The organism is Methylophaga sp. SB9B (genome assembly GCF_004832235.1).
Taxonomy (GTDB): domain Bacteria; phylum Pseudomonadota; class Gammaproteobacteria; order Nitrosococcales; family Methylophagaceae; genus Methylophaga; species Methylophaga muralis.
The window spans coordinates 13,213-32,682 of record NZ_SSXS01000016.1 but is presented as its reverse complement, the minus strand read 5'-3'; the positions used below and the strand labels follow the sequence as shown (position 1 = coordinate 32,682).

Annotated in this window: 15 protein-coding genes, 2 tRNA genes and 2 pseudogenes; 17 read left to right on the top strand and 2 right to left on the bottom strand. The window is 44.0% G+C overall.

All coding sequences use genetic code 11. The features are described from left to right. Positions 1 to 62 precede the first annotated feature (62 nt). Positions 63 to 1,246 (bottom strand): annotated as a pseudogene (locus E8Q33_RS14400) (pyridoxal phosphate-dependent aminotransferase). Between the two features lie 75 nt (positions 1,247 to 1,321). Between E8Q33_RS14400 and uvrB the strand changes: the two are divergent. The 13 genes and pseudogenes from uvrB to E8Q33_RS14330 all read left to right on the top strand — a co-directional run bounded on the left by uvrB (position 1,322) and on the right by E8Q33_RS14330 (position 14,568). Continuing rightward, a complete protein-coding gene (gene uvrB, locus E8Q33_RS14395; protein ID WP_136555605.1) occupies positions 1,322 to 3,334 on the top strand; it encodes an excinuclease ABC subunit UvrB in 2,013 nt (670 codons plus the stop codon). A gap of 48 nt (positions 3,335 to 3,382) precedes the next feature. Beyond that, positions 3,383 to 3,459, top strand: a tRNA-Val gene (locus tag E8Q33_RS14390). 79 nt (positions 3,460 to 3,538) lie between these two features. Further along, the gene (thrS, locus tag E8Q33_RS14385) at positions 3,539 to 5,464 is read left to right on the top strand and encodes a threonine--tRNA ligase (RefSeq protein ID WP_136555604.1); all 1,926 of its coding nucleotides are present in this window, start codon (positions 3,539 to 3,541) and stop codon (positions 5,462 to 5,464) included. Next, complete coding sequence (gene infC, locus E8Q33_RS14380; RefSeq protein WP_084003045.1) at positions 5,460 to 5,987, top strand: translation initiation factor IF-3; 528 nt, start codon at positions 5,460 to 5,462, stop codon at positions 5,985 to 5,987. Before thrS ends, infC begins: the two co-directional genes overlap by 5 nt. A gap of 30 nt (positions 5,988 to 6,017) precedes the next feature. After that, positions 6,018 to 6,215 carry a 50S ribosomal protein L35 gene (gene rpmI / locus E8Q33_RS14375; protein ID WP_084003046.1) on the top strand — a complete coding sequence of 66 codons (198 nt, stop codon included), beginning with the start codon at positions 6,018 to 6,020 and terminating at the stop codon, positions 6,213 to 6,215. Positions 6,216 to 6,230: 15 nt separating this feature from the next. Next, positions 6,231 to 6,590 (top strand): 50S ribosomal protein L20, encoded by a 360-nt coding sequence (gene rplT / locus E8Q33_RS14370; protein WP_069296581.1) that lies wholly within the window; start codon positions 6,231 to 6,233, stop codon positions 6,588 to 6,590. 101 nt (positions 6,591 to 6,691) lie between these two features. Continuing rightward, a pseudogene (gene pheS / locus E8Q33_RS14365) lies at positions 6,692 to 7,728 on the top strand (phenylalanine--tRNA ligase subunit alpha). Between the two features lie 15 nt (positions 7,729 to 7,743). Next, the gene (gene pheT, locus E8Q33_RS14360; protein WP_136555602.1) at positions 7,744 to 10,119 is read left to right on the top strand and encodes a phenylalanine--tRNA ligase subunit beta; all 2,376 of its coding nucleotides are present in this window, start codon (positions 7,744 to 7,746) and stop codon (positions 10,117 to 10,119) included. A gap of 32 nt (positions 10,120 to 10,151) precedes the next feature. Continuing rightward, complete coding sequence (gene ihfA, locus E8Q33_RS14355) at positions 10,152 to 10,448, top strand: integration host factor subunit alpha (protein WP_014706670.1); 297 nt, start codon at positions 10,152 to 10,154, stop codon at positions 10,446 to 10,448. After that, positions 10,432 to 10,794, top strand: coding sequence for a MerR family transcriptional regulator (locus tag E8Q33_RS14350; protein ID WP_069296584.1), 363 nt, complete (start codon positions 10,432 to 10,434; stop codon positions 10,792 to 10,794). The genes ihfA and E8Q33_RS14350 overlap by 17 nt, the downstream gene beginning before the upstream one ends. A gap of 31 nt (positions 10,795 to 10,825) precedes the next feature. After that, positions 10,826 to 10,902: transfer RNA gene (locus E8Q33_RS14345), tRNA-Pro, on the top strand. Positions 10,903 to 11,248: 346 nt separating this feature from the next. Beyond that, a complete protein-coding gene (locus E8Q33_RS14335; RefSeq protein ID WP_069296585.1) occupies positions 11,249 to 12,295 on the top strand; it encodes an NADP(H)-dependent aldo-keto reductase in 1,047 nt (348 codons plus the stop codon). A gap of 158 nt (positions 12,296 to 12,453) precedes the next feature. Beyond that, positions 12,454 to 14,568, top strand: coding sequence for an EAL domain-containing protein (locus E8Q33_RS14330; protein ID WP_136555598.1), 2,115 nt, complete (start codon positions 12,454 to 12,456; stop codon positions 14,566 to 14,568). On the opposite strand, the gene E8Q33_RS14325 is transcribed toward E8Q33_RS14330, so the two are convergent. Next, positions 14,565 to 15,155, bottom strand: a complete 591-nt coding sequence (locus E8Q33_RS14325; RefSeq protein WP_136555596.1) for a MarR family winged helix-turn-helix transcriptional regulator — start codon at positions 15,153 to 15,155, stop codon at positions 14,565 to 14,567. The genes E8Q33_RS14330 and E8Q33_RS14325 overlap by 4 nt on opposite strands. 290 nt (positions 15,156 to 15,445) lie before the next feature. Here E8Q33_RS14325 and ectA point away from each other — a divergent pair, with 290 nt between their 5' ends. The 4 genes from ectA to E8Q33_RS14305 all read left to right on the top strand — a co-directional run bounded on the left by ectA (position 15,446) and on the right by E8Q33_RS14305 (position 19,375). Further along, a complete protein-coding gene (gene ectA, locus E8Q33_RS14320) occupies positions 15,446 to 15,961 on the top strand; it encodes a diaminobutyrate acetyltransferase (protein ID WP_136555594.1) in 516 nt (171 codons plus the stop codon). 62 nt (positions 15,962 to 16,023) lie between these two features. Continuing rightward, positions 16,024 to 17,385: a diaminobutyrate--2-oxoglutarate transaminase gene (gene ectB, locus E8Q33_RS14315; protein WP_069296588.1), complete on the top strand. Its 1,362-nt coding sequence runs from the start codon at positions 16,024 to 16,026 to the stop codon at positions 17,383 to 17,385. Positions 17,386 to 17,469: 84 nt separating this feature from the next. Continuing rightward, positions 17,470 to 17,874: an ectoine synthase gene (locus E8Q33_RS14310; RefSeq protein WP_069296589.1), complete on the top strand. Its 405-nt coding sequence runs from the start codon at positions 17,470 to 17,472 to the stop codon at positions 17,872 to 17,874. 58 nt (positions 17,875 to 17,932) lie between these two features. Then, entirely contained in the window at positions 17,933 to 19,375 is a 1,443-nt protein-coding gene (locus E8Q33_RS14305; protein ID WP_069296590.1) for an aspartate kinase, read from the top strand. Positions 19,376 to 19,470 lie beyond the last annotated feature (95 nt).

The window sequence follows — 19,470 nt, the reverse complement described above, 5'->3', positions numbered from 1 at the left end:
CAGAAAGATGGGTATGATAGAGACTCGAACCGGATGGGTCAAGCCTCTATTAAGTTTTTTTGTTAACCGATAAATTCTGCGATTCTTTGAAGTGCGTTTTGCAGATTTGTTTCGCTGGTAGCAATCGACAAACGGATATGATTTTTCAGACCAAATGCTGTGCCAGGGACGACAGCAACGCCTTTTTCAACCAATAAGGCTTCAGCAAAGTCCATATCGTCTTTTAATTTTGGTTTGTTAACCAACACACCAGTGATGTCCGGGAAGACATAGAAAGTACCGTCGGTTTCCAAAGCGGTGATGCCTGGCATCTTATTCAGCGCTTCAACTACGAAGTCATGGCGCTTTTTGAATTCCACCAACATGGTTTGCACGCAACCTTGATCACCATTAATGCTTCTACAGAAGCCGCTTGCGAAATAGAGGTCGGATTAGAAGTACTTTGCGATTGAATCTTTTTCATCGCGCCAATCAATTGAGCAGGGCCACCGGCATAACCAATACGCCAGCCAGTCATAGAGTAGGCTTTCGATACGCCGTTCATGACGATGGTGCGGTCATATAAGTCAGGACAGACCATGACGATATTGCAAAATGGTTCATCGGCCCAATATATATGTTCATACATATCATCGGTGGCGATAAGAATTTCCGGATATTTACGGAGTACATCGCCCAATGCTTCAAGTTCAGCTCTGGTGTAGGTCATGCCAGTCGGGTTGGAAGGACTGTTGATCACCACTAAACGGGTTTTATCGGTGATTGCGTCTTCAAGTTGTTGTGGGGTGATTTTATAACGTTGATCACGGTCGCCGATGATGATGACTGGTTTGGCATCAGCGAGTAACACCATATCAGGATAAGATACCCAGTAAGGTGCCGGGATAATGACTTCATCGCCAGACTCTAATAAGGCTTGTGCCAGGTTGAAGAAGCTTTGTTTACCGCCACATGAAACCAGAATTTGATTAGCTTCGTAGGTCAAACCATTGTCGCGAGAAAACTTTTTGATAATGGCGTTTTTCAGTTCAGCTGTACCATCAACCGCTGTATATTTGGTCTGGCCTTTGTTAAGTGCTTCGACAGCAGCTTGCTTGATATGATCCGGTGTATCGAAATCTGGTTCACCGGCACCAAGACCAATAATATCTTTACCTTCGGCTCTCAAAGCCGCGGCGCGTGCAGTAATGGCTAAAGTAGGCGAGGGTTTGATGCTTTGTACGCGCTGTGAGAGTTTGATAGTCAAAATCTGTCCTTCGAGAAACGATAAGTAATTAAAAAACCGTAATATTACGACAAAACACGAGCATTGCTAAAGAGTATGAAAAAACAATTTGAATTAGTCAGCGAGTTTGAACCGGCAGGGGATCAACCAACTGCGATTGCGTCGCTGGTTGAGGGATTAAACAGCGGTGAAATGTGGCAGACGCTGTTGGGGGTAACTGGTTCGGGAAAAACCTTCACCATTGCCAATGTTGCGCAAGCAGTGCAGCGTCCAGTTATGGTTTTGGCACCCAATAAAACATTAGCTGCTCAGCTCTATAGTGAAATGAAAGAGTTCTTTCCCAATAACGCGGTGGAATATTTCGTTTCCTACTACGATTACTATCAGCCGGAGGCCTATGTGCCTTCTTCCGATACCTTTATAGATAAAGATGCCTCGGTGAATGAACAGATCGAACAGATGCGTTTATCGGCGACCAAGGCCATGCTGGAGCGACGTGATGCAATTATCGTAGCCAGTGTCTCGTGTATATATGGTTTGGGCGATAAAGATGCTTATCTGGCAATGGTGTTGCATCTAGTTCAAGGTGATGTGATTAATCAGCGTGAGATTTTGCGCCGTTTGGCAGAGTTGCAATATTCCCGCAATGATATTGAATTGTCTCGTGGTACTTATCGGGTTCGCGGGGAAGTCATTGATATTTTCCCGGCAGAATCCGAACGTGATGCGGTTCGAATTGAACTGTTTGATGATGAAGTCGAGCAGATCAGTTATTTCGATCCGTTAACCGGCGAAGTTTTGCAACGGATGAACCGCATTACGATTTACCCTAAAACTCACTATGCCACGCCACGCGAAACCATTCTCGGTGCAGTTGATTCTATTAAAAATGAACTGCGCGAGCGATTAGCTGAATTAAATGAACAAAACAAATTAGTTGAGGCACAGCGATTAGAGCAACGCACCCGTTTTGATATTGAGATGTTATTAGAGTTGGGCTATTGCAACGGTATCGAAAACTACTCACGACATTTATCTACTCGCCAAGCTGGTGAAGCACCGCCAACCTTATTCGATTATCTGCCAGATGATGCGATTCTCATTATTGATGAAAGCCACGTGATGATTCCGCAGATTGGCGCAATGTATAAAGGCGACCGGTCACGTAAAGAAACCTTGGTGAATTATGGTTTCCGTTTACCGTCAGCATTAGATAACAGACCGTTAATGTTTGATGAATGGGAAAAGCTGGCACCCCAGACTATTTTTGTTTCGGCCACACCGGGTAAATATGAAGCTGAACATGCTGGCAATATTGTCGAGCAGGTAGTGCGTCCAACAGGTTTGATCGACCCTGAAGTGGAAATTCGTCCGGTGGGCACACAGGTCGATGATTTACTTTCCGAGATTCATAAACGCACCGCGGTTAACGAACGGGTTTTGGTCACTACATTGACCAAACGTATGTCCGAAGATCTCACTGACTATTTACGTGAGCACAATGTCAAAGTGCGATATCTGCATTCGGATATCGATACGGTTGAACGGATGGAGATTTTACGGGATCTGCGTTTGGGTGAGTTTGATGTATTAATAGGTATCAACTTACTACGTGAAGGTTTGGATATTCCTGAAGTGTCGTTGGTGGCTATTCTGGATGCTGATAAAGAAGGTTTCTTGCGTAGCGACCGATCATTGATTCAGACAATCGGTCGCGCTGCTCGGAATCTGAATGGTAAAGCGATTCTATATGCTGATCAGATAACTGGCTCGATGAAGCGGGCGATTGATGAAACTGATCGACGTCGTGAAAAACAGATTGCCCACAATCTGGAACATGGCATAACACCCAAAGGCATTATCAAATCGATTCGTGGCGGAATGGATGACTCGAAGAGCAAGAAAGAAGAAAATCTGCGATTCGCCCAAGTGGCCGAAGAGCATGCCAAATATGCTTCACTTTCTCCCCAACAATTGGCTAAACGTATTCAACAGATTGAGAGTGCGATGTATAAACATGCACAGAATCTGGAGTTTGAAGAAGCGGCTAAATTACGTGATGAGTTAGAGAAAGTCAGGAAGATGGCGTTGGGGCCTGTACCGGTATAAAGCGCTTGCAAAATATGCCTGACTGCGTATAATTTCGCGCTTCACAGTAGGCACGTAGCTCAGTTGGTTAGAGCACCACCTTGACATGGTGGGGGTCGTTGGTTCGAATCCAATCGTGCCTACCAGATATATACATCAAGCACCTCTTGCAGGTGCTTTTTGGTTTTTAAGGCCTCTCGTATTGGCCACAACCAAGGATATAGCATGATTTCAATTACCCTTCCTGATGGCAGTCAACGCCAGTTCGATCACCCTGTTTCAATTCATGATGTTGCCGCCGATATTGGTGCTGGTTTAGCCCGTGCTGCTTTGGCTGGTAAAGTGAATGGCAAACTCGTCGATACCAATTACATTATTGAAGATGATGCTGAATTAGCCATCATCACCGAACGTGATGAAGAAGGGTTGGATATCATTCGTCATTCAACCTCACATTTGTTAGCTCAAGCGGTAAAACAACTTTATCCGGATGCTCAGGTCACTATCGGCCCAGTCATTGACGATGGTTTTTATTACGACTTTTCTTATTCAAAAGGCTTTACGCCGGAAGATTTGGAAAAGATCGAAAAACGCATGGAAGAGTTGGTTAAGCAAGATCTTGAAGTGGTTCGTGAAGAAGTCACTCGTGATGCTGCAGTGCAAATCTTTCGTGAAATGGGTGAAGAATATAAAGCCCAAATCATTGAAGATATTCCAAAAGACGAAGTACTGTCAGTGTATCGTCAGGGCGAGTTTATGGATTTATGCCGTGGCCCGCATGTACCTAATACTGGAAAACTCAAAGCATTCAAACTGATGAAACTGGCCGGTGCTTACTGGCGTGGTAAATCTGAAAATGAAATGCTACAGCGTATTTACGGTACTGCCTGGTCTGATAAAAAAGATCTGAAAGCTTATTTACATCGTTTAGAAGAAGCAGAAAAACGCGATCACCGTAAACTGGCGAAAAGCCTTGATCTGTTTCATCTACAAGATGAAGCGGCCGGCATGATTTTCTGGCATGACAATGGCTGGCGCATTTATCGCGAAGTGGAAAAATATATTCGTGATGTGTTGGCAAACAATGGTTATCAGGAAGTACGTACTCCACAAGTAGTCGATCGTAGTCTGTGGGAAAAATCCGGTCACTGGGATAAATTTGGCGACATGATTTTCAGCACACATTCTGAAAATCGTGATTACGCAGTTAAACCGATGAACTGCCCGTGTCATATCCAGATTTTTAATCAGGGTCTGAAAAGCTATCGTGACTTACCTTTGCGCATGGCAGAGTTCGGTTCATGTCATCGTAATGAGCCTTCCGGTACCTTGCATGGTTTGATGCGTCTGCGTGGATTCACTCAGGATGATGCGCATATCTTCTGTACTGAAGACCAGATTCAGTCTGAAGTTGCTACCTTTATCGATCTGTTGTTCAACGTCTATGCCGATTTCGGGTTTAACGAGATCATTATCAAATTGTCGACTCGCCCGGAAAATCGGGTGGGCAGTGATGCGGTTTGGGATAAAGCCGAGCATGCACTTGAACAAGCATTAAATGCCAAAGATCTGAACTGGGAACTGCAACCGGGCGAGGGTGCATTCTATGGTCCGAAGATCGAATTCTCCTTAAAAGATTGCCTGGGACGAGTTTGGCAGTGCGGCACCATTCAGGTTGATTTCTCGATGCCAGGCCGTTTGGATGCAACTTATGTGGCCGATGATGGTTCGAAGCAAGTGCCGGTAATGTTGCATCGTGCGATTCTTGGATCACTTGAGCGTTTTATCGGTATACTCATCGAAGAATATGCTGGCGCGTTTCCGGCATGGCTTGCACCTCGTCAGGTTATGGTCATGGGAATTACCGATAAACAGTCAGAATATGTTCAACAAATTGCCCAACAATTGAAAAATCAGGGATTTAGAGCCGATACGGACTTGAGAAATGAAAAGATTGGCTTTAAAATACGCGAGCACACATTGCGGCGCGTACCTTATCTGATCGTTGTTGGGGATCGCGAAGCACAAGAAAATGCCGTGGCAGTACGTACTCGCAAAGGCGAAGATTTAGGCGCTATGTCGCTTGAGAGCTTCGTTTCATTGCTTAAAGAAGACGTTGCTGGCCGCGGTCGAATTATTTTAGAGGATTAAAAACATCGCTACAGATCAAAAAAGGCTGAATTCTGAAATCACAGCCAAAGAAATTCGTGTAACCGATGCAAACGGTGAACAACTAGGCGTTATTTCATTGGCGAGAGCCTTGGAGTTAGCGGAAGAAGCCGAGCTGGATTTGGTGGAGATTGCCCCTCAGGCAGAACCACCAGTGTGCCGTATTATGGATTACGGCAAGTATGTGTTTGAGGCTAATAAACAAAAAGCCATTGCTAAGAAAAAGCAAAAACAGATACAGGTTAAGGAAATAAAATTCCGACCAGGGACGGAAGAGGGTGACTACCAGGTAAAACTACGCAACCTGACACGTTTCCTCGAAGAAGGTAACAAAGCCAAAGTCAGCCTCCGCTTTCGTGGACGTGAGATGGCCCATCAGGACTTAGGATTGAAACTGCTCGAACGAGTAGCTGATGATCTGAAAGAACTGTCGGTTATCGAGCAGCATCCGAAGAAAGAGGGTCGGCAGATGATTATGGTTTTGGCACCAAGTAATAAAAAATAACTATTATTAATTAACAATGCGGAGTTCCAAATGCCAAAATTGAAAAACCATAGCGGTGCGGCGAAGCGTTTCAGACGTACCGGTAGCGGAAAATTTAAACGCGCTCAAGCGTTTACCAGCCATATCCTGACCAAGAAAAGCACTAAGCGGAAACGCCAACTGCGTTCCACGCTGACAATCTGCAAAGCAGATCATTTGTCAGTCCGCAAATTATTGCCTCTTCTATAATTAAGGAATATACCAATGGCTAGAGTTAAACGTGGTGTAACAGCCAGAGCCCGTCATAAAAAAGTTATCGCGCAAGCCAAAGGTTATTATGGCCGTCGCAAGAATGTCTATCGTGTAGCTGTTCAGGCAGTTACTAAAGCCGGTCAATATGCTTACCGTGATCGTCGTCAGAAAAAACGTGTATTCCGTACACTGTGGATTGCGCGTATTAACGCTGCTGCCCGTGAATGTGGAATGTCTTACAGCCGTTTGATTGATGGTCTGAAAAAATCATCTATCCAAATCGATCGTAAAGTATTGGCAGATATTGCTTATCACGATTCTGCTGCGTTTGCTGCTATTGCTGCAAAAGCAAAGGCGGCTTTGGCTAACTAATCTCCCGGTTCGCTTCTGCGAATCTCATTATTAGTTGCACATGAAAGGGCCGTTGATGACGGCCCTTTTTTATTTCTGATTGATCCTCAGGTGGAGGAAATATGGCTGAACTGTCATCGCAGTTATTAGCATTAAAAGATATTGTTGAGGCAGCGAAGACCGCGATTCAAAACGCGACTGATGCTAAAACACTGGATAATGTCCGGGTCGAATATCTGGGTAAGAAAGGTCTGATTACCAAATATGTTAATGAGTTAGGTAATCTCAGTGCTGAAGAACGCCCTCTAATTGGTAAGGAAGTGAATCTGGCCAAGCAGGAAGTTGCTGGTCTGACAGAAGCACGCACCAAAGTTCTAGCCGAACAAGCAATGCATGCCGCATTAGCTGCGGAAACTGTGGATGTCACGTTACCTGGTCGTAATGCTGAGGTGGGTGGTCTGCATCCAGTTACACGGACTCTGCAAAGAATCGAACAATATTTCCGTCAAATCGGCTTTCAAATTGCTGAAGGCCCGGAAATCGAAGACGGTGATCATAACTTTACCGCACTGAATATTCCTGAAAGTCATCCAGCTCGCGCGATGCACGATACCTTTTATTTCAACGCTGAAATGCTGCTGCGTACTCATACCTCACCGGTACAGATCCGGGTGATGGAAGAACAGCAACCGCCGTTACGAATCATTGCACCAGGACGTGTTTATCGTTGTGACTCGGATTTAACGCATACGCCGATGTTCCATCAGGTCGAAGGTTTGATGGTTGATGAGAATGTCAGTTTTACCGATCTCAAAGGTATTCTGGCGGACTTTCTTCAAGCATTTTTCGAAAACCATTGAATGTACGTTTTCGTCCTTCCTATTTTCCGTTTACCGAACCTTCAGCAGAAGCTGATATTGAGTGTGTGATCTGTGGTGGCGAAGGCTGTCGCGTATGTAGTCATACCGGTTGGCTGGAAGTTTTAGGTTGCGGCATGGTGCACCCAAAAGTATTCGAACACGTCAATATTGATAGTGAAAAATATCTGGGTCTGGCATTTGGTATGGGCGTTGAACGTCTGGCGATGCTGCGTTATGGCGTGAATGATCTAAGATTATTTTTTGAGAACGATCTGCGCTTCCTGCGTCAGTTCAAATAGGATAGGAAGTTCGCCATGAAATTAAGCGAAAATTGGCTACGTGAATGGGTAAATCCTGATTTTGACGTGCAGGTGATTGCCGAGAAACTGACTCAAGCGGGTTTGGAAGTTGATTCTGTTTCGCCTGTTGCCGGTGATTTTTCCGGCGTACTGGTTGGTCAAGTGAAATCAGTTGTCCCGCATCCGGATGCCGACAAATTGCGGGTTTGTGAAGTGGATGTTGCTGCTGATGAATTACTGCACATTGTTTGTGGTGCCAGCAATGTTCGAGAGGGTTTGAAAATTCCAGTTGCTGTTATCGGTGCTGTGTTGCCAGGTGATTTCAAAATCAAACAAGCCAAACTGCGCGGTGAGCCTTCATTTGGCATGTTGTGTTCGGCTAAAGAACTTGGCTTGGCAGAATCCTCTGAAGGTCTGCTGGAGTTATCGGGAGACGCTCCAGTTGGTAAGGACATCCGTGATTACCTGGCATTAAATGATTTCACTATCGAAGTTGACTTAACGCCTAATCGCAGTGATTGCCTTGGGGTTGCCGGTATTGCCCGTGAACTGGGTGTGATTAGTCGCACCAATCTGACTCCGGTCATGATTAACGATGTCGCTGCGACTATTCAGACAGCATTTCCGGTTTCAGTTGAAGCTACACAAGCCTGTCCGAATTATATTGGCCGGGTGATTGAGAATATTAATCCAAATGCTAAAACCCCATTGTGGATGCAGGAAAAACTGCGTCGTAGTGGCTTGCGTAGTATCAGTCCAGTTGTCGATATCACCAATTATGTGATGCTTGAACTTGGTCAGCCAATGCATGCTTTTGATCTGCAAAAATTACAGCAGTCCATTACCGTGCGTTTTGCTAAAGCCAATGAAAAACTAGCTTTGTTGGATGGTCAGGAAGTTGAGATTGCTGAACAAACTCTGATCATTGCAGACGCATCTGGACCCTTGGCACTGGCAGGCATTATGGGCGGTGAAGCGTCAGCTGTAGATTCTGCTACAAGTTCATTGTTCCTTGAAGCGGCTTTTTTTGCTCCGGATGCTATCGCCGGTCAAGCTAGAAGTTATGGATTGCATACTGATTCATCTCATCGGTTTGAGCGTGGTGTTGATCCCGAATTGGCACAACAAGCAATGCAACGTGCCACCAGCTTGATTCTGGAGATTGTCGGTGGTCAGGCAGGCCCACTTACTGTGGTCAGTGAAGAAAGTGCATTACCAGAAACGCCACAAATCCTACTACGTGCAAATCGTATTAAACGCGTATTGGGAATTGAGCTGGAAGCTGCTGAAGTTGAAGAACAACTGACACGGTTGGGGCTGGAAGTTACGCAAGTTAGAGAAGGCTGGCTGGTTATTGTGCCAAGTTTCCGGTTTGATATTAATATCGAAGTCGATTTGATTGAAGAATTGGGACGTCTGTATGGCTATGATCGTTTGCCGCAAACCCGCCCTGAAATCAGTGTATTACCTGGCGCAATTTCCGAAAAACAATTGGCGACCGAGCGCTTACAAAATTTATTGGTAGATCGTGGTTATTTTGAAGCTATTACCTACAGCTTTGTTGATCCAACATTACAAAAACACTTCGCTGATAGTGAAGCTGAACCTATCAAGTTAGCCAATCCGATTTCGGCTGATTTGTCGGTCATGCGGCATTCATTGTGGCCTGGTTTAGTACAGGCGATGGTTTATAACCTGAATCGCCAGCAGGAGCGGGTGCGCTTGTTTGAGGTTGGACGAGTGTTTCGTGGTGAACTAGCCAATATTGACCAACAGCAATGTATTGGTGGTCTGGTTTACGGTGATTTAAAACCAGAACAATGGTCTGAAACAAACCGTAAGGTTGATTTTTTTGATGTTAAAGCCGATGTTGAAGCGTTATTAGCCTTAGGTAATGGTAGCGTTGAATATCGTGTCGAAGCTCATCCAGCTTTACACCCAGGCCAATCCGCGCGCATCTATCAAGATGGAAAAGCTGTGGGTTGGATCGGTGCCTTACATCCAAAACTGAATAAGCCATTAGGCTTTACTGGTAAAGCGTATGTTTTTGAATTGGCGTTAACGGTTTGTTTGCAATCCGCCATTCCAAAATTTACCGCTTTGTCACGTTATCCTGCCATTCGCAGAGATCTCGCTTTAGTCGTCGACAATTCCGTTGTGGCCTTTGAAATTGAGCATTGCCTGAAAGGCATTGAGTCTGATATTCTTAAGTCAATTCAATTGTTTGACGTTTATTCTGGAGATGGTGTCGAGCTTGGCAAGAAGAGTATTGCGGTCGCCTTCCATCTCCAGCATGGTGAGCGAACCATGACCGACGATGAAGTCGATGCATTAATGCTGCAAATAACCAACAAACTGCAAAGTGAGTTGGGTGCAGTGGTCAGAACCTAACGTCGGTTCAATAATAAGAATAGAGGTAAAGAATGGCACTCACAAAAGCCGATATGACTGAACAACTTTATGAAGAGTTGGGTTTTAATAAACGCGAAGCAAAAGAGCTGGTCGAAATGTTCTTTGAAGAAATCCGTGGCGCACTTGAAGAAGGTGATCAGGTGAAGCTTTCTGGATTTGGTAATTTTGAACTGCGCGACAAAAATGAACGGCCTGGCCGTAACCCGAAAACGGGTGAAGAAATTCCAATCACCGCCCGTCGTGTCGTTACTTTCCGTCCTGGCCAAAAACTGAAAGCAAGGGTGGACAGTTATGCTCGAGGCGAGTAACAACAACGAATTACCGGCGATTCCTGGTAAACGCTACTTTACCATTGGTGAAGTCAGCGAATTATGTGGGGTTAAACCTCATGTTTTACGCTACTGGGAACAGGAATTTACCCAGCTTAAACCGGTAAAACGCCGTGGTAACCGTCGTTATTACCAACGCCATGATGTAGTTTTGATCCGTGAGATTCGTGGTCTGCTTTATGAACAAGGTTTTACCATTGGCGGTGCACGCCAACAACTGGAAACCGAGCATAAACCCGAAGCAGCTCATAGCGATGAAAACCGCAAACATCTGATTGATGAAATGCTGAAAGAGCTGGAACAAATTCGTACGATTCTGGCTTAATACGCTATAATTTCACTGTTTTGTTGCTTGTCGGGGCATGGCGCAGCCTGGTAGCGCACTTGCCTGGGGGGCAAGGGGTCACAGGTTCAAATCCTGTTGTCCCGACCATTAGCAACTTAAGGGCTTGTTTATCTTTCATCTCCGCCTCTGTTGTGAGCTGAAAAAGCGGCAATCAAGGCACGAGGAGCGCCTTTTAGTTGTTCTAAATAAGTGACGAGCAACGCAGAGTGGCGCTTTTTCAGTCACAACCCGAAGGGCTGGGACTATTTTTGCGACCGCCCGCGTTGTCAATCACTTATGTAGGAAGGCTACACTGCGTGCTTTCCGCCTTGTCGGACACAAAAATAGCCGCCAGCAGTGGTGGATATGAAAGATCAACAAGCCCTGATATCATCACAACGCTCTTAATGGGCGTTGTTTTGTTTCTGCCGTTTGAAAATCTCAGGATCCTACTATGCAATTCAATACCCTTGGTAATAGCGATTTAACTGTCAGCCAGATTTGTCTCGGCACCATGACCTATGGCGAGCAGAACACACAGCAGGAAGCTTTTGAACAGCTTGATTACGCTATAGCACAGGGTATTAACTTCATTGATACAGCTGAGCTGTATGCGATTCCTCCAAAAGCTGAAACTTATGGTGCCACTGAAGCGATTATTGGTAATTGGCTAGCAAAACGTGGTCGTCGTGATGATCTTGTACTTGCCAGTAAAATTGCTGGGCCTGGTGCTGATTGGGTGGGGCATATCCGTCAGGGTAAATCACGATTTGATGATAAAAATATCAGCGAAGCGTTAGATAACAGCTTGCAACGTTTGCAAACCGATTACTTGGATTTATATCAATTACATTGGCCGGAGCGACAAACTAATTATTTTGGCAAATTAGGTTATCAGCCAGATCCTGATGAGCATACTATGACGCCCGTGATTGAAACTTTGCAGGCACTGGAAAAGCAGATCCAAGCCGGCAAAATTCGCTACATCGGTTTATCCAATGAAACGCCCTGGGGATTGATGCAATTTATTTCGGTGGCTAAAGCGATGAATTTACCGCTGATAGCATCCGTGCAAAATCCATATAGTTTGTTAAATCGCAGCTATGAGATTGGCTGTGCGGAAATCAGCTATCGAGAGAACGTACCATTATTGGCATATTCTCCACTGGGGTTTGGTGTATTAACAGGTAAGTATCTAAAAAATGATGCTCCTGCCACAGCCAGAATGAGTTTGTGGCCTCACTATGCCCGTTACAGCAATCCGCAAGCAGTAAAAGCAACCCAAGCTTATGTGGATTTAGCGAAACAACATCAACTGGATCCTGCGCAAATGGCACTGGCCTATGTCAATAGTCGACCTTTTGTTGCTGCAACTATCATTGGTGCGACTAATATGCAGCAATTGCATGCCAATATCACTAGTGAGCAATTAACGCTTTCCAATGAAGTTGTTACAGCGATTGAAGATATCCATAAAGCGATTCCCAATCCCGCTCCATAACTTACCTGCCAGAAATGTGCGCTAGCTCAGGTTAAAGCAAATACCGCTATGGTAATTTATCGTCTTTTGTAAATACTGCTGATATAAACTGCCGCTGAGTCTACGTGCACTTTCTTATATCAGTATTTCTAAGCTGAGAATTTCGGGTATCTAGCAACATGGATAGTCAATCACTATATACCGTGCTTATCGTCGATGACGATCCTGTCACTCGCCTGTTAATGAAACAAGCACTTAAAGATCCGACTTTATCCATTATTGAAGCAGAAAGCGGCGAACAGGCGATAAAACTATTTTCCGAGTATTTACCTGATATTGCGTTGCTGGATGTATCCATGCCGGGCATGGATGGCTTTACCTGTTGCCGTCAATTACGACTGCTACCCAAAGGTCAACAAACAGCAATCGTGATGGTGACTGTTCATGATAAAGCTGAAGATATTGAGAAAGCATTTGACGCTGGGGCTACGGATTTCCTTACTAAACCCTTCAAGTGGCCATTATTTGCCCATCGGGTTCGTTATATTCTCAAAGCTAACAGTACGTTACGTGAACTCAGCCTGAGTCGTTCTAAACTGGCTAAGGCCCAAGCTATTGCCAATCTGATTTATTGGGAATGGGATTTTAAGCAAAAGACATTTGAATGCAGTGTCAATCTGTATCAGTTATTAGGCATACAAAATACCTCGCAAGCCATTTCATTCAAACACATTCTTCGTCATATTTTTCCTGATGACAGACCTTTATTTAAACAGGCTTTGCGCCGTGCCATTCAGCAGAAACATGCCTACGACATTGAATATCGAATTCAGACCGATAATGGGCAGTTGTTTTATTTACATGAACGAACAGAAATAAATCAGGATTTCGATGGTTGGAAAATCATTGGTACTCTGCAGGACATCACTTCACTCAAACAATCAGAACAGGAAATCGCCTATTTCACCTATTACGATACGTTGACTGATTTACCGAATAGACGTTTGTTTATCGAACAATTGGAAACGGCTATCGCCCGCGCACGCCATAAACAACATTCGTTAACGCTAATGTTTATCGATCTAGATCACTTTAAACATATTAACGATACCTATGGTCATCAAGTTGGGGATGCGTTGTTATGTGAGGCTGCAGCAAGGATAAAGGATTGTCTTCGTGATGCAGATTTAATCGCGGTGAGCAAAGATAAAGATGATCGCGTAGCGCGTTTTGCCGGTGATGAATTCACCGTCATGTTAACCAATATTGATAATGTGGATGTGCTGGCAAATATTGCCCAGCGGATTGTGGCGAAATTTGAAAAATCCTTCGACATCAATGGGCTCAATGTATACAGCACTGTTAGTATCGGTATCGCTATCTTTCCGGAAGATGGTGATGACGTTCAGGCATTGATGCAGCATGCTGATGTGGCAATGAACCATGCTAAAGAGTTAGGTCGCAATAATTACCAGTTTTTCTCAGCAGAAATGAATGATTATCTTTTTGAGCGTTTGCAAACCGAACAGGATCTGCGCCAAGCTCTGAAACGTAATGAATTCTTATTGTTTTATCAGCCACAGATTGATGTCAAAACCCAACGAATTATTGGATTTGAAGCGTTATTACGGTGGCTGCATCCAGTTAAGGGATTACTCGGACCATTAACTTTTATAGATGTGGCTGAAAAGACTAGTTTGATTATAGCCATTGGTGAGTGGGTGTTAAATCAAGCCTGTTTGCAAACGTATCAATGGCAACAACAATTCAACAACAACTGGCGAGTATCGGTGAATTTGTCTGCCATGCAGTTTAATCAGCAGCTGTTACTTGAACAGGTAGGGCAATCTTTGCAGGCATCTGGTTTACCTGCAGCTTCACTTGAGCTGGAAATAACTGAAACTGCGATGCTTAAAGACATAATGGAAACAATTCCATTATTAACCGCGTTAAAAGAAATGGGTGTGGGACTGGCAATTGATGATTTTGGCACCGGCTATTCATCATTGAGCTATTTAAAAAACTTCCCCATTAATACGCTGAAAATTGATAAAAGCTTTGTTGATGAAATCGTCGATAATCCTAAAGATGCAGCTATTGCCCGAACCATCGTTCAACTGGCAGAAAACCTTGGTCTGAGAACCATTGCCGAAGGTGTAGAAACGCTTGAGCAGGTAGAAATGCTGACCACCATGGGGTGCCAGGAGTTACAAGGATATTACTTTAGCAAACCGCTTCCTGTGGGTGAGGTTGAACGTCTTTTGGCAAATGGCAATGAACTGAAAAAAGCTTAACGTTTTTTGGTTGGCATTTTGACTATATCCTGTTCATCTTCATAACGATCCAGCATACCAATATCCAAAACTGGTGAAGCGTCAATATGCTGGGCATCCATCATTTGTGCAACACGCTTTAAGGCGGACATAATCATCGCCTGTTCCCATTCATCTAATTTACTGAATTCACGGGTAAAACGATCCTGCAATGGAATCGGTGCACTTTTAAGCGTTTCTGTCGCAGCCTCAGTCAAATAGGCATGTACTTTACGTTTATCAGATTGAGAACGCTGACGATAAACCAGTCCACGTTTTTCCAGTCGATCCAATATTGTCGTTACCGTAGCCTGACTTAAACTCATTTCCTGAGCCAACTCCCCAATAGTCACTTGTCCTTTATCACGCAGAGTTTGTAATAAAAGGATCTGCGGCGCAGTTAGCCCAGTAGTTTTGGCCAAATATTTGGAATGTAGATCAGTGGCGCGGATAACCCGGCGCAATGCAATAAGCACTTCTTCAATATGATTCAACAGGTGTTCCCTTTGCTCTTTATTTAGACCAAGTGCGTCGATAGTTTCAGTATTAATTTGAATTGAATTCAACATATTTTCCCACGTTTTTAAATAAATAGTTCAACTTGGGGCAGACCGCTTTTCTTGTTGTATTGGCTGAAAGCCAGTGTTACATGAAGCTTTTTTTAAAGCTCTCAAACTATAAATCAGTTTAAAAAGTGGTCTGGACTTTTAATTTGTTTAGTGTACTATATATTTAGATTCTGTCATCTGCAAGTCATAAATATATGATTATATTAATTAAAGGCAATATTGGCGGGGTTTAAGAGTTTTTATATCTCACTAAGTATTTAGTGCCATAAACATTAGAGTTGATTGTAAATATGACCCAGGTTAATCCAGCACCTTTATCTATCGAGTTGATGCAACCAACGGCAGAGTTGGGTGCGGCTGTACACAAACTTATTTCTGAATGTCCGCCATTGGATACCAATTCAATGTATTGCAACTTGTTGCAAAGCAGTCATTTTGCTGAAACAGCGGTTGCTGCTGTGCTTGACGATGAACTGGTTGGGTTCATTTCCGGCTATCGCATTCCAAAACGCCCCGAGACATTATTTGTGTGGCAGGTTGCAGTTGCTGAAAAGGCTCGAGGACAAGGACTTGCAGGACGAATGCTTAAAGAAATTCTGTCGCGTGAACAAAACCGCGATATCAAACGCATTGAAACTACGATAACCCCTGATAACAAAGCGTCATGGGGATTATTTGAAAGTCTGGCTCGTAAGCTGGATACCGAAATTAGCAGCAGTGTGATGTTTGATCGCCACCAACATTTTGCCAATCAGCATGATACTGAAATGTTAGTCAAAGTCGGACCGTTTAAACCCATAGCGTAATTAACAATTAATACCGAATTCAGGTCAGCGATGGCCTCAATTTTCACAGGAGAGAAAAGCGAATGAAAATTTTTGAAGAGATCGAATCAGAAGTGCGTTCATATGCCCGCGCGTTCCCTCGTTTATTTGACAAGGCCCAAGGCGAGTTGATTTACGATGATGATGGCAACCAATACATCGACTTCCTCGCTGGCGCCGGTTCACTGAACTATGGCCATAATCATCCGATTTTCAAAGAAAAACTGATTGAATACATCCAACGTGATGGTATTACTCAGGGCTTGGATTTACATACACGTGCCAAGGGTGAATTCCTGGAAAGTTTTAACGAGAATATTTTAAAGCCGCGTGATCTTGAGTATGTCGTTATGTTTACCGGCCCGACCGGTACCAATGCCGTAGAAGCTGCACTGAAAATTGCTCGCAAGAAAACTGGCCGTGAAAATATCATTTCCTTCACCAATGGTTGGCATGGTCAGAGTTTAGGTGCTTTATCGGTTACCGGTAACTCTACCCATCGCGGTGGTGCAGGTATTGCCTTGCATGGTTCAACCAGAATTCCTTATGACGGTTATTTAGGCGATGATTTTGATACTACTAATCTGCTCGACAAGATGTTGTCTGATTCCAGCAGTGGTGTTGATAAGCCAGCCGCAGTAATTGTCGAAACCGTTCAGGGTGAGGGCGGTATTAATGCTGCTTCAATGAACTGGTTACAAAGTCTTTCAGAGATCTGCAAACGCCATGATGTATTGCTGATTGTGGATGATATTCAGGCTGGTTGTGGCCGTACCGGTACCTTCTTCAGTTTTGAAGAAGCTGGCATTTATCCTGATATTGTCACCTTATCGAAATCATTAAGTGGTTATGGCTTGCCATTTGCCATTGTGTTGATGAAACCGGAAGTCGATCAATGGTCTCCAGGTGAACATAACGGTACATTCCGTGGCAATAATCATGCGTTTGTTACCGCAAAAGCTGCTATCGATCATTTCTGGAAAGACGATAAATTTGCCAAAGAAGTGCAGCGTAAAGGCCAGTATATTGCTGACCGAGTAGATGCCATTGTGGCGAAATACGGTGAAGGTAACTTCAACTCACATGGCCGAGGAATGTTCCGTGGTATCAATTGTGTCAGTGGTGAATTAGCTGGCCAGATTACCCGTAAATGTTTCCAAAACGGTCTGATTATTGAAACCAGTGGTGCTGATGATCATGTCGTTAAGTTCTTATGTCCGCTGACCATCACCGATGAAAACCTGAAAAAAGGTATCGATATTCTGGAGAAAGCGATTAAAGAAGTCTGTGATAAAGCAGACAGCATTCCGGAAGAAAAAGACTTTTTTGAAGGTGATTACTCTGTCAGTGATGAAGCCAGTAAATCCGATACGTTTGAACCTGCCAGCAAAAAAGTAGCAAGTTAATCAGCTCGGCATTATCTATCTTCACAATCCAGTGATCGGTTTTCCGATCACTGGCTGTTGAAAAGCATTTATAGAGGACAAAACATGATCGTCAGACAATTACAAGAAGCTCAACAAACCTCTCGCCGTATCGTTTCACCGGATGGTAATTGGGAGAGTACTCGCATGTTATTGAAAGATGACAATATGGGTTATTCATTCCATATCACCACTATTTATGCTGGTGCTGATTTCCGTATGCATTATCAGAATCATTTGGAATCGGTGTATTGCATCAGTGGTGAAGGGGAAGTGGAAACGCTGGATGATGGCAAGGTCTACAAAATCACACCAGGTACCTTATATAACCTTGATCAGCATGATCGCCACATCCTGCGTGCGTTTAAAGAACTGCATCTGGCCTGTGTGTTCAACCCGCCATTGAATGGTAAAGAAGTTCATAACGCTGAAGGTGCCTATGAATTAGATGCCGAAGCGGTAACTGAATAACAGGCAATGCACCCTTTCCGGTTTAGCCCGGAGTACAACGAATTAACAGAGAGTAGATATGCAATTTCATACGGTAGAAAAAATAGGTGGCACCTCAATGAGCGACTATGTCGCGGTGCGCGACAATATTATTCTTAAACCGGTTCATAACGAGTCAATTTACAATCGTGTTTTTGTTGTTTCAGCGTATGGTGGTATTACTAATCTGCTGCTAGAGCACAAGAAAAATGGCACATCAGGTGTCTATGCAGAGTTCGCCAACAGCTTGAATGATGACAGCTGGATTGAGGCAATGGAAAAGCTCAAGCAAGAGATTTTTGCCATCAATCAACAATTGTTCAACGATAAAAAAACATTAAAACAAGCCAATGAGTTTATTGGTGAACGGCTTGAAGACGCCGAACGGGTACTGGCAGATTTACAACGTCTCTGTCAGCACGGTCACTTTGCCTTGGATATGCATCTGGCAACAGTACGTGAAATGCTGGCCAGCATCGGTGAAGCGCACAGTGCCTGGAATACGGCCACCTTATTGAAAAAAGACAAGATCAATGCCCGTTATGTTGATTTGACAGGATGGCAGACCGACAAGCACATGAAACTTGATGAGCGCATTGATAAGGCTTTTGCTGAAATTGATTTGAGCAAAGAATTACCCATCGTCACCGGTTATGCCCACAGCGATGATGGTCTGATGTCGACCTTTGATCGCGGCTACAGTGAAATGACATTCAGCCGTATTGCTGTATTAACCAATGCCAATGAAGCGATTATTCATAAAGAGTTTCATTTAAGCAGTGCCGATCCACGTCTGGTAGGTGAAGACAATGCAGTGCCGATTGGCCGGACCAATTACGATGTGGCTGATCAGCTGGCTAATCTGGGCATGGAGGCTATTCATCCCAAAGCGGCCAAAGGTTTGCGGCAGAATAATATTCCGTTAAGGGTGCGTAATACCTTCGAACCAGAGCACGCAGGCACATTGATTACGGGCGATTACATCAGCAGCAAGCCTTGTGTGGAGATTATCGCTGGATGCAAACACGTTTATGCGTTTGAATTATTCGATCAGGATATGGCAGGAAATATTGATGTTTATGATCGTGAAATTCTGGCACAAATACGCAAAAATAAAGCACATATCATTTCCAAAGATATCAATGCCAACACCATTACCCATTATCTTTCAGCTAGCCTGAAGAATATCCGCCGTATTCGTGAAGCATTGCAGGAGCAGTTTCCAGAAGCCGAAATCAATCAGCAGAAAGTGGCGATTGTTTCAGCGATTGGCAGTGATATGAAAATCCCCGGCATTCTGGCACGTACCGTCAGTGCTTTAGCTGAGAAAAATATCAGCGTACTGGCTATGCATCAGTCAATGCGTCAGGTAGATATGCAATTTATTATCGATGAAGACGACTATGCCGATGCGATCAAAAATCTGCACAGCTATTTAGTAGAGGTTCATGATCACGGCAGAGCCATATGCCTGGCATCTTAATTGTTGTATGTACGATGTGTTGCACAACTGACAAATGACTAGTTAGAACAGGATTGCAGAAGTTTTTATCTTGTTGCTTAATTCACTAAAACCCG

Bases quoted from the DNA above. Each gene is read 5' to 3' on its own strand.
- E8Q33_RS14335 (WP_069296585.1), top strand. From the start codon at position 11,249: ATGCAATTCAATACCCTTGGTAATAGCGATTTAACTGTCAGCCAGATT.
- rplT (WP_069296581.1), top strand. From the start codon at position 6,231: ATGGCTAGAGTTAAACGTGGTGTAACAGCCAGAGCCCGTCATAAAAAA.
- ectA (WP_136555594.1), top strand. From the start codon at position 15,446: ATGACCCAGGTTAATCCAGCACCTTTATCTATCGAGTTGATGCAACCA.
- rpmI (WP_084003046.1), top strand. From the start codon at position 6,018: ATGCCAAAATTGAAAAACCATAGCGGTGCGGCGAAGCGTTTCAGACGT.
- E8Q33_RS14330 (WP_136555598.1), top strand. From the start codon at position 12,454: ATGGATAGTCAATCACTATATACCGTGCTTATCGTCGATGACGATCCT.
- E8Q33_RS14305 (WP_069296590.1), top strand. From the start codon at position 17,933: ATGCAATTTCATACGGTAGAAAAAATAGGTGGCACCTCAATGAGCGAC.
- E8Q33_RS14350 (WP_069296584.1), top strand. From the start codon at position 10,432: ATGCTCGAGGCGAGTAACAACAACGAATTACCGGCGATTCCTGGTAAA.
- pheT (WP_136555602.1), top strand. From the start codon at position 7,744: ATGAAATTAAGCGAAAATTGGCTACGTGAATGGGTAAATCCTGATTTT.
- thrS (WP_136555604.1), top strand. From the start codon at position 3,539: ATGATTTCAATTACCCTTCCTGATGGCAGTCAACGCCAGTTCGATCAC.
- ihfA (WP_014706670.1), top strand. From the start codon at position 10,152: ATGGCACTCACAAAAGCCGATATGACTGAACAACTTTATGAAGAGTTG.
- E8Q33_RS14325 (WP_136555596.1), bottom strand. From the start codon at position 15,155: ATGTTGAATTCAATTCAAATTAATACTGAAACTATCGACGCACTTGGT.
- uvrB (WP_136555605.1), top strand. From the start codon at position 1,322: ATGAAAAAACAATTTGAATTAGTCAGCGAGTTTGAACCGGCAGGGGAT.
- E8Q33_RS14310 (WP_069296589.1), top strand. From the start codon at position 17,470: ATGATCGTCAGACAATTACAAGAAGCTCAACAAACCTCTCGCCGTATC.
- ectB (WP_069296588.1), top strand. From the start codon at position 16,024: ATGAAAATTTTTGAAGAGATCGAATCAGAAGTGCGTTCATATGCCCGC.